Here is a 13,698-nt window from a genome sequence, read left to right on the forward strand (position 1 = left end):
CCCCCCCCACCCCCCGCCGGTCGAACTGGAGACTGACCCCGTGTACCCGAAGCTCGGCATTACCCGTCCCGGCAGCCGGCGCCGGCATGTGCGCGGCCCACGATGAGCGCCCGTCGCACCATGCGTGCGTTCGTTCTCAACGCCCCCGGCAAGTACGAGGTCCAGGAGGTCCTCACCCCCGTGGCCGCCCCCGGTGAGGTCGTCGTCGACGTCGAGCGGGTCGGCGTGTGCGGCACCGACATGGAGTTCCACACCGGCGCGATGGCCTATCTCCACCAGGGTCACTCCGCCTATCCGATGCGCCTGGGCCACGAGTGGTCGGGGCGGGTGGCGGCGGTCGGTGCCGGTGTCGACGCCGCGTGGACCGGCCGCCGCGTCATGGGCGACACGATGCTCGGATGCGGTGTCTGCCGCCGCTGCCTGCGCGGTCGCGGGCATGTGTGCGAGCAGCGCCAGGAGGTCGGCATCCGCGGGGAGCGGGCCGGTGCGCTCGCCGAGCAACTCGCGGTGCCCGCTTCCTCGTTGCACGCCCTGCCCGACTCCGTCGACGCGGTGCTGGGCGCGTTGGTCGAGCCCGGCGGCAACGCTCTGCGCGCCGCCCGAGCCGCCGAACTCCGGCCCGGTGACCGGGTCCTGGTCCTGGGTCCGGGCACGATCGGTCTCCTGGTCGCGATGTTCGCCCGGGCCGCCGGTGCGGAGGTCCACCTGATGGGCGCGACGGACAGTTCGCTCGCCTTCGCCCGCGACCTGGGCTTCGAGCACGCCTGGCGGGAGGACTCCGTCCCGGATCTGCCGTACGACGCCGTCGTGGACGCCTCCAACGCGGCCCATCTTCCGGACCTGGCCCTGGAGTTGGTCGAACCGGCGGGCCACGTCGTCTACATCGGGCTGGCCGGCGTACCCAGCCGTATCGACACCCGCACGCTCGTCCTCAAGGACGTCACCGCGGTCGGCGTCCTGTCCGCCTCCCCCGGCCTCGAGGCCACCATCCGGGCGTACGCCGAGGGTTCGGTCGACCCGAGGCCGCTCGTCGCCGCGACGGTGGGGCTGGACGACGTCGGAGCCGTCCTCGCGGGTGAACGCCCGGCGGGCGCGGGTCCAGGACCCAAGTTCCATGTGGACCCGCGCCTGGGCTGAGCAGGTGCCGGGCCGGCTCAGGGGGCGGTGATGCCGTCGATGACGTGACGGAGGAAGCCGGCCGCGGTGCCGCCGTCGCAGACACGGTGGTCGAAGGTCAGCGACAGGTGGACGATCTCGCGCACCTCCACCCGTCCGTTCACCGCCCAGGGGCGTTCCACGAGGCGGCCGATACTGAGCATGGCCGTCTGGGGGTGGTTGAGCAGCGGGGTGGCACCGTCCACGCCGAGCACGCCGTAGTTGTTGAGGGTGAACGTGCCGCCGGTGCGGTGTTCGACGGGGAGCGCGCCTCGTCGGGCCAGGCCGGTGAGGCGGCGCAGTTCGGTGGCGAGGTCGTCCAGGGGCAGCCGGTCGGCGTCCCGTACGACGGGGACGACCAGCCCGTCGTCGGTCTGCGCGGCGAAACCCAGGTGCACCTGCGGCAGCCGGACGATCTCCGAACGGGCGTCGTCCACCCGGGCGTTCAGCGCGGGGAAGGCGGCGAGCCCGGTGAGAGCGGCCCTGGCCAGCAGGGGCAGAAGACCCGTGCCGAGGGTGTCACGGGCGGCGAGCAGGGCGGTGGCGTCGGCGTCCGCCCAGATGGTGACGGCGGGGGTGTCCCGGTGGGTGCGGGCGAACTTCTCGGCGACCGCGTCCAACGGGAGCCGGAGTCCGGGCTGCCGGTCGGCTGGCGCGGCGCTGGGCCCGTTGTTCACCGGCCTGTTCTGTGGCCGGCTCTGTGGCTGGTTCTGCGACGTGTGCTGTGCCGGTGCCACACCGTTTCTCGTGGCCCGGCGCGCCCCGCCCGTCCCGTACCCGGTGAGGACCGCGCCCGAGTCGCCCTCGGGGGCGGCCTCCGCCACCGACAGCAGCGGCGCGCCCACCTCGACGATCTCGCCGGCGCGACAGTGCAGGGCGGTCACGGTCCCGGCGAAGGGCGTCGGGAGGGCGACCACGGACTTGGCCGTCTCGACCTCGACGACGGGCTGGTCATGCGTGACGCTGTCGCCCACGGCGACCGTCCACTCCAGCACCTCGGCCTCGGCCAGCCCCTCGCCCAGGTCCGGCAGCAGGAAGGTGCGGTCCCCGGGAGCCGGCTCCACCTCGGTGAGGGACACCGGCGTCGGCCGCCGTCCGCCCTGGCCGCCGTCCGGCAGCAGGCGGCGGAGCCCCGCCAGCACCCGGCCGACGCCCGGCAGATGGGCATCCTCCAGCAGGGGCGGCGGATACGGGATGTCGAGGCCGGTGACGCGCAGTACCGGCGCGCGCAGCGCGTCGAAGCAGCGCTCCTGCACCCGGGCCGCGATCTCGGCGCCGACACCGGCGAACCCCTGAGACTCGTGCACCACCAGGCAGCGGCCGGTGCGCCGTACGGAAGCGGTGAGCGCGTGGTCGTCGAGCGGGACGAGGGTGCGCAGGTCCAGCACCTCCACGTCGAGGCCCTCGGCCACCGCCTCCCGCGCCGCGGCCAGGGCTACGGCGACCGACGGGCCGTACGCGACGAGCGTGGCGTCGGTGCCGGGTCGACGCACCGCGGCCGTACCGAACGGGCTGGTGGTGAGGGGGAGTTGGATGTCCTCCTTGGTCCAGTAATGGCGCTTGGGTTCCAGGAAGACCACGGGGTCCGGGTCCTCGATCGCCTCCCGCAGCAGCGAGTACGCGTCGCCGACCGTGGCGGGGGTGACGACCTTCAGGCCGGCCGTGTGCGCGTAGTAGGCCTCGCTGGAGTCGCTGTGGTGCTCGACTCCGCCGATGCCGCCGCCGTACGGGATGCGGACGACCATGGGCAGGGCGAGGGTGCCGCGGGTGCGGTTGCGGAACTTGGCCACATGGGAGGCGATCTGTTCGAACGCCGGGTAGGCGAACGCGTCGAACTGCATCTCCACCACCGGCCGGAATCCGGCCATGGCCATACCGACGGCGAGGCCGGCGATGCCCGCCTCCGCGACCGGGGTGTCGAAGCAGCGGCGGTCGCCGAAGGTGTCCGCGAGCCCGTCGGTGACCCGGAAGACACCGCCGAGCCGGCCGACGTCCTCGCCGAAGACGACGACGCGTTCGTCCGCCGTGAGCGCGTCCCGCAAAGCGGTGTTGAGGGCCTGTGCCATCGTGGCCGCCATCTCAGTTTCCCTCCAACTCGGCTCGCAGGGCGGCGCGTTGCTCGGTCAGTTGCGGGGTCGGGGCGCTGAACACATGGTCGAACAGCGCGAGCGGGTCCGGTGCGGGGTCCTCGGCGAGCCTGATCCGCACGTCGGCGGCGTACGCCTCGGCCTCCGCCGCCGCTGCCGTGACGTCGTCCTCGGTGAGCATGCCGCGCTCGCGCAGCCAGTTCTCCAGCCGGTCGATCGGGTCGCGCCCGCGCCAGTGCTCGGCCTCCTCGGCCGGACGGTAGCGGGAAGGGTCGTCGGCGCTGGTGTGCGGGGCCATCCGGTAGGTGTGCGCCTCGATCAGCCAGGGGCCGCCGCCCGCGCGCGCTTCCTCGACCGCCCTGCCCAGGACGGCGAGTACGGCCGCGACATCGTTGCCATCCACCTGTTCGGAGCGGACGCCGTAACCGATTCCCTTGTACGCCAGGCTCGGTGCCGCGCTCTGAGCGGAGAGCGGGACGGAGATGGCGTAGCGGTTGTTCTGCACCAGGAAGACCACGGGCGCCCGCAGGACGCCCGCGATGCCCAGTGCCTCGTGGAAGTCGCCCTCGCTGGTGGCGCCGTCGCCGACGAGCGCGAGGGCGACCGTGTCCGTGCCCTTGAGGCGTTCGCCGTGGGCCAGCCCGGTGGCGTGGGTGGCGTGGGTGGCCAGCGGGGTGCACTGGGGTGCGGTGCGGTGGCGTACGGGGTCGTAGCCGCAGTGGCCGTCGCCGCGCAGCAGGGTCAGCGCCTCGACGGGGTCGATGCCCCGGCTGACCAGCGCCACGCAGTCGCGGTAGGTGGGGAACAGCCAGTCGGTCGGGCGCAGTGCCAGCGCGGCACCCACCTGGCAGGCCTCCTGGCCGAGGCTGGACGGGTGGACCGCCAGCCGGCCCTGGCGGGCCAGCGCGGTCGCCTGTTCGTCGAAGCGTCGCCCGAGAACCATTTTCCGGTAGGCCGCCAGCAGCACGCCGGAATCCGGCATTTCGTAGTTCCCGCGATCCGGGGCCGGGCCAGCCGAATCAGTCGATTCGATCTGATCGCCTGTCGGCGTTTCTCCCTTAAAGGGGAAAAAGCGTACCGGAACTTGGGATGGAAGCCATTGCGAAGGCGAAAGTGAGGGCGCGAACAGCGGATCCGCCCGCTCGGCCACTGCTTCGTTCGTCGGTTGGTCGCCCAATTCTCCGCCGTCCTCTCCATCACGACGCGTGCGCGCCCCGAGTGCTCCACCAGGGCTAACACAGCTTCACCTCTCCATCAGAGAAGGGAAGATGAAGCGGAACTGAACTCTCCACTGGTGTGGACCACCTCACTTGACTGAACCGAACGTCAATCCATCGTTGGTGCGACGGCTATGCGCGGGTCACCTTTCCTTCGCATGACTCCGGCTGCAATTGACCCGCGAAGCACGGTCCTGCGGAAGGCAATGGAAATGTCCCCCGTACACCCCCAAGTACGCCCGGGAAATCGTCACTACACACTCGTCTGTTCCTCCTGCGGTACCGGCTACGAGGACGACGGCCTGATTCTCGACTGCTCCCGACCGCACGATCCGGCGTTCCTGCGCACCGAGTACTCCACACCAGCCGGGTACGGGGGTGCCGGCGGACGCACCGGCACCGGGCTGTTCCGCCACGCCCCGCTGCTGCCGGTGGCGCGGACCTTCCCCGGCGTGCCCGGCCCGGTCGTCCAGCGCGCCGACCGGCTCGGCCGGCGCATCGGCCTCGACCAGTTGTGGGTCGCCTTCAACGGGTACTGGCCGGAACGCGGGGCTCAGTTGCCGACCTGCACCTTCAAGGACTTCGAGGCGTACACGGTGCTCGGCCGGCTGCCCGCCGACCCGCCCGTGCTGGTGATCCCGTCGGCGGGCAACACCGCCGCCGCCTTCGCCTGGGCCGCGACCCTCCATCAAGTACCCTGTCTGCTCGTCGTACCCGCCCCGGCACTGGCCGGTCTGCGCTTTCCCGCCCCACTCGACCCCTGCGTACGCGTCGTCGCCCTCGACGGCGCCACCTACAGCGACGCCATCGCCTGCGCCGACCTGCTGGCCCAACTGCCCGGACACCAGGCGGAGGGCGGCAGCCGCAACGTCGGGCGCCGCGACGGTCTGGGCACCGTGATGCTGGCGGCTGCCGAGGCGATCGGTCGCCTCCCGCAGACGTACGTACAGGCGGTCGGTAGCGGTACGGGAGCCATCGGCGCCCATGAGGCGGCGCGCCGGATCCGGACCGGCGACGAGGCGCTGCCGCGCCTGCTGATGTGTCAGAACGCCCCGTTCGCCCCGCTGTTCGAGGCCTGGCGGTCCGGCGGCCGGGCCGCGGCACACCGGGAACACGAGCCGCTGGCCCGTGAACTGACCAACCGGCGGCCGCCGTTCACCGTCCACGGCGGCGTGCGCGATGTGCTCACGGAGAGCGGCGGCGACGTGCTGTGTGTTGACAACGTTGCCGCTCTCGCCGCCATGGAGCTGTTCGAGGAGACCGAGGGCATCGACATCGAACCGGGCGCGGGAGTCGCGCTGGCCGCCCTCGCGGACGCGGTACGTGCCGGGCTCGTCGACCGCGACGAACTGGTCCTCCTCAACATCACGGGCGGCGGCCGGGCCCGGCAGGCCCGCGACCTGCGGCTCGTCCCCGCCGAGCCCTGGCTGCGCGTGCCCTGGCCCACCACCGGCGACGGCCCGCGCACGGTCGCCGAGCAGGTCGTCCGGCACCTGACGTACGCGCCCGCCGCTGCCGCAGCGGCCCGTTGACGCACCACCTCCCCCACAGCACCGCACCCTCACTCCCCCACACCCCCACCGGAGCCCGCCGATGACCGTAAGCCGTGGCCTGGAGCCGTCCGCCGCCCAGCGCTCGATGTGGTTCGGCCAGCGGCTCGACGGCGCCGGTGCCGCCTACAACGTAGGCGAGTACACCGAGATCCACGGGCCCGTCGACCCGGAGCTGTTCCGTACGGCCGTACGGCTGGTGGTGGACGCGACCGAGACGCTGCGGTCCCGGTTCGCGGCGGACGACGACGGTGTGCGGCTGCTGGTGGACGCCGGTCCCGCGTGGACGATGCCCGTCGTCGTCTCGGCGGGGGCAGAGGCCGCGCGGGAGTGGATGGCGGACGACTTCGGCACTGCCTTCGACCTGTTCCGAGGCCCGTTGTTCCGGTACGCGTTGCTGTGCGTCGCGGACGACCACTGGATCTGGTACCAGGCGTACGATCACATCGCTGTCGACGGCTTCAGCTGCTCTCTGATCGCCCGCCGGGTGGCCGACGCGTACACCGCGCTCGCGGCAGGCGCTGCGCACAACCCGCCACCCGCGCCCCTCGCCCCGCTGATCACCGCCGACCAGGCCTACCGCGCCGACGGGCGGCACGAACGCGATCGCGCCCACTGGACGAACGCCCTCGCCGGCCGGCCCGACCCGGTGAGCCTGTCCGCCCGGCCGCCCCAGGTCGGCGACCGCTTCCTGCGCCGCACCGGCCATCTCCCCGAGCCCGCCGGGGACTTGGTCCACTCCGCCGCCGAACTCGCCGGTACCCGCTGGTCGCGCGTGGTCCTCGCGGCGACGGCCGCCTATCTGCACCGGCTCACCGGCGCCCATGACATCGTCCTCGGCCTCGCGGTCACCGCCCGGCAGAGCGAGACGGAACTCGCGACCCCGGGCATGGCGTCCAACGTGCTGCCCCTGCGGCTGTCCGTACGCCCGGACACCCCGGCCACCGACCTCGTACGCCAGGCCGCCCGGGCCACCCGCGACCTGCTGGCCCATCAGCGCCACCGGGGCGAGGAGCTGCGCCGCGACCTGAACTGGCCGCAGGACGGCCCCCGTTACTTCGGGCCTGTCGTCAACATCATGGCCTTCGGACCGGAGTTGCGCTTCGCCGGACACCCGACCACTCGCCACAACCTGTCCACGGGCCCGGTCGAGGACCTCGCGGTCAACGTCTACGACCGCGCCGACGGCCAGGGCGTCCGGGTCGATCTCGACGCCAGTCCCGAGCACTACGCCGACGCCGAACTCACCGCCCACCACCGGCGTTTTGGCCACTTCGTGGAACGGTTCGCGGCTGCGGCCACGGAGCCCGGCACGGTCGTGGGGCGGGTGGCACTGACGCTCCCCGGCGAGCAGGCGCGGCTCGACGGTCCGGCTCCCGCCTCCGTCGTACGTGGGGGTGGTATGCCGGGACTGTTCGCGGCCCGCGTGGCAGCCGACCCCGACGGGATCGCCGTCGTCCACGGCGAACAGACCATCACTCGCAGCGAGTTGAACGCCCGCGCGAACCGGCTCGCCCACCGTCTGCTCCGGCTCGGCGTCCGGCCCGAGGACCGGGTCGCGGTCCTGACGCACCGCTCCGACGAGCTGATCGTGGCGTTGCTGGCCGTCCTCAAGGCGGGCGGCGCGTACGTCGGACTCGATCCGCGCGCCCCGGCCGCCCGTACCCGGCGGATCCTCACGGAGACCGGCGCGCCGGTACTGCTGTCGGACACCGCCGACGGCAGCGCGTACGACGGCCTCCGCGTCGTCACCTGCAGCGACCCCTCGCTCGTCACCGAGCCCGACAGCGACCCCGAAGTGCCCCTACACCCCGACCAGTTGGCCTACGTCAGCTACACCTCGGGCTCCACCGGTACGCCCAAGGGGGTCGCCGTCACCCATCGGGACGTCGTCGCGCTGGCCGCCGACTCGGCGTTCGGGGGCGGCGCGCACGCACGGGTGCTCGTCCATTCGCCGACCGCCTTCGACGCGTCCACGTACGAGATGTGGGTGCCCTTGCTGGGCGGGGGCACGGCCGTGGTCGCGGGGGCCGAAGAGGACATCGACGCCGCCGGGGTCGCCCGGCTGACGGCTCGGCACGGACTGACGGCGCTGTGGCTGACCGCCGGGTTGTTCCGGCTCGTCGCCGAGCAGGATCCGGGCTGCTTCGCCGGGCTGCGCCAGGTGTGGGCCGGCGGCGAGGCCGTCCCCGCGTCCGCGGTGCGCCGGGTCCTGGCGGCGTGTCCCGGTCTGACGGTCACCAATGGCTACGGCCCGACCGAGACGACCACTTTCGCCACCTGCCGACCCTGCCCGGACGGCGCCGGGGTGCCCGACGCGCTGCCGATCGGCCGACCGCTCGACGGGATGCGTGCCTATGTGCTCGACGGTGCCCTGCGGCCCCTTCCGGCGGGCGTCGTCGGTGAGCTGTACGTGGCCGGGCCCGGTGTGGCGCGCGGCTACCTCGGCCGCCCCGAGGCGACCGCCGAACGCTTCACCGCCGATCCGTTCGGCCCGCCGGGCGCCCGTATGTACCGCACCGGGGACCGCGTCCGCCTGGACGGGAACGGCGAGCTGGAGTTCCACGGGCGGGCCGACGGTCAGGTCAAGCTGCGCGGTTTCCGCGTCGAGCCCGGCGAGGTCGAGACGGTGCTCGCCGCGCATCCGCAGGTCGCCCAGGCGGTCGTGGTCGTCCGCGAGGACCGCCCCGGCGACCGGCGCCTGGTCGCCTACGTGGTGCCCGCCCCGGGGGCGGCACCCGAGCCGGAGGGCCTGCGCGCCCACGTCGCCGAACATCTGCCCGGCCACCTGGTCCCCTCCGCCGTCGCGTCGTTGGACCGGCTGCCGCTGACCGCCAACGGCAAGCTGGACCGTGCCGCCCTGCCGGTCCCCCCGGTGGAGAGCGGCGGCAGCCGCGCCGGGCGGGCCCCGCGGACCTCGCAGGAGGAGGACCTCTGCGGTCTCTTCGCGCACGTCCTGGGTCTGTCCTCGGTCGGCCCGGACGACAGCTTCTTCGCGCTCGGCGGCAACTCACTGCTCGCGCTGCGCCTGATCGGTCGGATCCGCGACGAACTGAGCGCCGACCTGAGCCTGCGCGATCTGTTCGGGGCGCCCACTCCGGCGGCTCTCGCCGGTCCGCTCCTCGGCACGGGCGCGGTCGTACGGCCCGTCTCGCGGCCCGGGCCGGGAGCTGTCCCCGACGAGACTCCGCTGTCCTCCGCCCAGCGGCGCCTGTGGTTCCTCGACCGGCTGGAGGAGTCCGGCGCGGCCTATCACATCCCGCTCGCCGTACGGTTCACGGGCGCCCTCGACGTGGACGCCCTGCGCCTGGCGCTGGCCGATCTGGTCACCCGGCACGAGATCCTGCGCACCGTCTATCCGGACACCGACGGCACTCCGCGCCAGCGGCTGCTCGACCCCGCCGCCGCCCGGCCCCAACTGCGTGTCGACCGGGCTTCGGAGGCCGAACTGCCGCACCGGCTTGCCCAGTTGACGGGTCTGGAGTTCCGGCTCACCGAGGACATCCCGCTCCGCGCCCATCTCCTCATGCTCGGCCCCGAGGACCACGTCCTGCTGCTGGTGCTGCACCACATCGCCGCGGACGGCTGGTCCCTGGATCCCCTCACCCGCGATCTGACCACCGCCTACCGCGCCCGCCAGGACAACCGCCTCCCGGACTGGACGCGACTGCCCGTGCAGTACGCCGACTTCGCCAGGTGGCAGGGTGAGCAGCTCGTCCGGACCGAACTGACGGGCCCTCACCGCGCCTACTGGACCCAGACGTTGGCGGGGCTCCCCGACGAACTCCCCCTGCCCGCCGACCGCCCCCGCCCGGTCCGTGCCACGCACCGGGGAGGCGACATCCCCGTACGGCTGGACGCGACCCTCCACCGGCGGCTGCGCGCCCTCGGCGCGGAGACCGGCACGACACCGTTCATGGTCGTCCAGGCTGCTCTGGCCGCCCTGTTGACCCGGCTCGGGGCGGGCACCGACATCCCCCTCGGCACCCCGGTCGCGGGCCGCGCCGACGACACGCTGGACGACCTGGTCGGCTGTTTCCTGAACACCCTCGTCCTGCGCACCGATACCTCCGGCTCCCCTACCTTCCGGCAACTGCTGGGCCGGGTACGGGAGAGCGACCTCGCGGCCTACGCCCACCAGGACCTGCCGTTCGAGCAGCTGGTCGAGGCTCTCAACCCGCCCCGATCACCGGCCCGGCACCCGCTGTTCCAGGTGATGGTCGCCTTCCGGCCCGGCGCCGAACCGCAACTCGACCTCCCCGGTCTCACGGCCACGGCGCTGCCCGTGGAGAGCGGCGCGACCAAGATCGACCTCACCTTCAACCTCGGTGAACGGCAGGCCGCCGACGGCTCACCGGACGGCATCGAAGGCATCCTCCAGTACAGCGCGGACCTTTTCGACCGGACGACGGCCGAGGAACTCGCCGCCCGGCTGGAACGGCTGCTGCGCGCCGCCCTCGACGATCCCGACCGGCCCGTGGGCACGCTCGACATCCTCGGCCCGGACGAACGGCGGCGCCTGCTCGTCGAGTTCAACGACACCGCCCAGGACGTGCCGGCGACGGCCTTCCACCGGATGTTCGAGGCGCGGGCGGCGCGGACACCGGACGCGGTGGCCGTGACAGACGCCGACACCGAATTGACGTACCGTCAACTCGATCTGGGGGCCGACCGTTTGGCGCGGGCGCTGGTCTCGCTCGGGGCCGGACCCGGCCGGATCGTCGCCTTCGCGCTCCCCCGGTCCGTCGACCTCGCGGTGGCGGTACTGGCCGTCCTCAAGGCGGGCGCCGCCTATCTGCCGCTGGACCCGGAGCATCCGGCCGAGCGGACCGCCTATCTGCTGTCCGACGCCGACCCGGTGTGCGTCATCACCCGGGATCCGCTGGCCGTGGACCGCCCGCTGGTGAGCCCCGACGCGGAGGCCCCCGACACCGGGACCCCGCTGCCCGACGCCCGCCCCGCCGACCCGGCCTACCTGATCTACACCTCCGGCACCACCGGGCGCCCCAAGGGTGTGGTCGTCGAGCACCGCAACCTCACCACCTACGTGGCCCGTTGCGTGTCGGCGTACCCGAGTCTGCGCGGCACCTCGCTGCTGCACGCCACGATGTCCTTCGACGCCACCGTGACGAGCCTGCACGGAGCGCTCACCGCGGGCGGCCGGGTGCACATCGCGGCCGTCCACGAGGCGGGCGCGGACCCGCTGCCCGGTGGCTACACCTTCCTCAAGGCCACGCCCAGCCACCTCGCCCTGTTGCCCGCCCTGCCCTACGACATCTCGCCCGCCGAGGAGTTCATGCTCGGCGGCGAGGCCCTCGTCGGGGAGGCCCTGCGCGCTTGGCGCCGGGCCCATCCCGACGTACGGCTGATCAACCACTACGGCCCGACCGAGCTCACCGTCGGCTGCACCGACCACCGCGTCGAGCCCGGCGACGACCTGCCGTCCGGCCCGGTACCCATCGGGCGCCCCATGTGGAACACCCGCGCTCACGTCCTGGACCCCTGGCTGGGCCCGGTCCCGGCCGGCGTCGAGGGTGAGCTGTACGTGTCCGGCGACCAGGTGGCCCGGGGGTACTGGAACCGGCCCGGGCTGACCGCCGAACGGTTCGTCGCCGACCCGTTCGGACTGCCGGGCACCCGTATGTACCGCACCGGCGACCTGGCCGTGCGCCGGGCCGACGGCGTCCTGGAGCTGCGGGGGCGGGCCGACGGGCAGCTGAAGATACGGGGGCTGCGGATCGAGCCGGGCGAGGTCGAGGGTGTGCTCAGCGCGCACGGCGACGTCGAGCAGGCCGCGGTGGTGGTCCGCGAGGACCTCCCCGGGGTGCGCCGACTTGTCGCCTACCTCGTGGGCTCGGACGGCCTCGACGGCGACGACGTACGGGCGTTCGCGGCCCGGCGGTTGCCGGACCACATGGTGCCGGAGGCGTTCGTCGTGCTGGGTGCCCTGCCGATGACGCCGAACGGCAAGCTGGACCGGGCCGCGCTGCCCGCACCCCAGGTCACGGCCCTCGACGGGGCGCGCGCTCCGCGTACTGGGGGCGAGGAGACGCTGCGCGGGCTGTTCGCCGAGATCCTCGGCCGGGATCCGCGCGATGTGGGTGTGGACGACGGCTTCTTCGACCTCGGCGGCGACAGTATCGCTTCCATCCACCTCGTCAGCCGCGCCCTCGCGGCGGGGCTGCGGCTCACCCCCCGCGACGTCTTCGAACAGCGGACGGTCGCCGGGCTCGCCGCGGTGGCCGCGGCACGTCCGGCCCCGCGGCGGGGGCCCGCCCGGGAACCGGCCGTCGGTGAACTGCCGCTGACCCCGGCCATGCACCGGCTGCGTGAACGCGGAGGCCCTGTCGCCTCGTTCAGCCAGTCGGCGCTCCTCGTGACGCCCGCCGGAGCCGACGAGAAGCGTCTGGCGGGCGCACTCCAGGCCGTGCTCGACCATCACGACGTCCTGAGGATGCGCGTGACGACCTGCGGTGACTGGACCGCGTACATTCCGCCGGCCGGGAACCTGGACGCGGCCGAACTGCTGGAGCGGGTGGCCGTGCCCGACGGGGACTTCGGGGCGGTGATCGAGGCGCCGGTGTGTCAACTGAGCCCGGACGACGGCCGATTGATGCGTGCGGTCTGGTACGACGCCGGGCCAGACCTGTCCGGCCGCATGCTGCTGACGGTTCATCATCTGGCCGTCGACGGTGTGTCCTGGGGGATCCTCCGCGACGATCTGGCCGCTGCCTGGCGGGACGAGGAACTGCCGCCGTCCGGCACGCCGTTCAGACAGTGGGCCCGACTGCTGGAGCGTGCGGCAGAAGCGCGGGCCGGTGAACTGGACGTCTGGCGGCAGCTGTTGGACGACCCCGACCCCTCGCCGGGCGCCCGCTGTACCGACCCCGCGCAGGACGTCGTCGCCGCGATGCGTCACCTGACCCGTACCCTCCCGGCCGCACAGACCGCCGACCTGCTCAGCACGGTCCCCGCCGCCTTCCACGCCCGTCCCGACGACGTTCTGCTCGCCGCCCTCGCCCTCGCCTTCGCACGGTGGCGGCACCATCCGGCGCTGCTGCTGGACATCGAGCGGCACGGACGGGAGGAACTGGCCGAGGGGGTCGATCTGTCCCGGACCGTGGGCTGGTTCACCACTACCGTCCCGGCGCGGCTCGACCTCACCGGCCTCGACCTGGAGGACACCGCCCAGGTCCTCAGGAGCGTCAAGGAACAGCTGCGCGCCGTACCCGATCACGGCATCGGCCACGGTCTGCTGCGCCACCTCAACCCGGCCACCGCACCGGCCCTGGCCGCGCTCCCGGCCCCACAGATCGGCTTCAACTACCTCGGGCGCACACCGGCCACCCGCACACGGCCGGCCGACTGGTCGGCGGCGCCCGAGCCGCTTCCCGGCGCGCTCGCCCTCGGCGCCGCCCACGATCCCACCCAGCCCGTCGCACACGGTCTGGAGATCACCGCCGCGGCCACGGACGAAGGGCTGCGGGCCACCTGGTCGTGGTCGCCCGGCAGTTGGGCCCAGGCCGACGTGAGCGCCCTGGCCGGGCTGTGGTGCGACGCCCTGGCCGCACTGACCCACGCCACCGCGGAGGGCGGACGGACCCCGTCCGACCTGTCACTGGTGTCGTTGTCCCAAGCAGAGATCGCCGAACTCGAAGCCGAGTTCGGAAGCGAGTGGAGGTAACCCAC

5 protein-coding genes are annotated in these 13,698 nt (G+C 73.3%); 3 read left to right on the top strand and 2 right to left on the bottom strand.

The window, feature by feature from the left end; translation table 11 throughout:
- Positions 1-120 precede the first annotated feature (120 nt).
- A complete protein-coding gene (locus ADL01_RS31635) occupies positions 121-1,137 on the top strand; it encodes a zinc-dependent alcohol dehydrogenase (protein ID WP_199834985.1) in 1,017 nt (338 codons plus the stop codon).
- A 17-nt stretch (positions 1,138-1,154) separates the two neighbouring features.
- Here the strand turns inward: ADL01_RS31635 and ADL01_RS31640 are convergent, their stop codons facing one another.
- Both ADL01_RS31640 and ADL01_RS31645 read right to left on the bottom strand, forming a co-directional pair.
- On the bottom strand, positions 1,155-3,233 hold the full coding sequence (locus ADL01_RS31640; protein ID WP_053745452.1) for a 2-oxo acid dehydrogenase subunit E2: 2,079 nt from the start codon (positions 3,231-3,233) through the stop codon (positions 1,155-1,157).
- Position 3,234: 1 nt separating this feature from the next.
- Positions 3,235-4,224 carry a thiamine pyrophosphate-dependent dehydrogenase E1 component subunit alpha gene (locus ADL01_RS31645; RefSeq protein ID WP_053745453.1) on the bottom strand — a complete coding sequence of 330 codons (990 nt, stop codon included), beginning with the start codon at positions 4,222-4,224 and terminating at the stop codon, positions 3,235-3,237.
- A 447-nt stretch (positions 4,225-4,671) separates the two neighbouring features.
- Between ADL01_RS31645 and ADL01_RS31650 the strand changes: the two genes are divergently transcribed.
- A complete protein-coding gene (locus tag ADL01_RS31650) occupies positions 4,672-5,991 on the top strand; it encodes a cysteate synthase (RefSeq protein ID WP_053745454.1) in 1,320 nt (439 codons plus the stop codon).
- A 61-nt stretch (positions 5,992-6,052) separates the two neighbouring features.
- Positions 6,053-13,693 (top strand): non-ribosomal peptide synthetase, encoded by a 7,641-nt coding sequence (locus ADL01_RS31655; RefSeq protein WP_053745455.1) that lies wholly within the window; start codon positions 6,053-6,055, stop codon positions 13,691-13,693.
- Positions 13,694-13,698: the final 5 nt, after the last annotated feature.

The organism is Streptomyces sp. NRRL WC-3618, assembly GCF_001280005.1.
In the GTDB taxonomy this organism is placed as follows: Bacteria; Actinomycetota; Actinomycetes; order Streptomycetales; family Streptomycetaceae; genus Streptomyces.

Excerpts from the sequence above, each read along its gene's own strand:
- ADL01_RS31655 (WP_053745455.1), top strand. The coding sequence starts at position 6,053 with ATGACCGTAAGCCGTGGCCTGGAGCCGTCCGCCGCCCAGCGCTCGATG.
- ADL01_RS31645 (WP_053745453.1), bottom strand. The coding sequence starts at position 4,224 with ATGCCGGATTCCGGCGTGCTGCTGGCGGCCTACCGGAAAATGGTTCTC.
- ADL01_RS31650 (WP_053745454.1), top strand. The coding sequence starts at position 4,672 with ATGTCCCCCGTACACCCCCAAGTACGCCCGGGAAATCGTCACTACACA.
- ADL01_RS31635 (WP_199834985.1), top strand. The coding sequence starts at position 121 with ATGCGTGCGTTCGTTCTCAACGCCCCCGGCAAGTACGAGGTCCAGGAG.
- ADL01_RS31640 (WP_053745452.1), bottom strand. The coding sequence starts at position 3,233 with ATGGCGGCCACGATGGCACAGGCCCTCAACACCGCTTTGCGGGACGCG.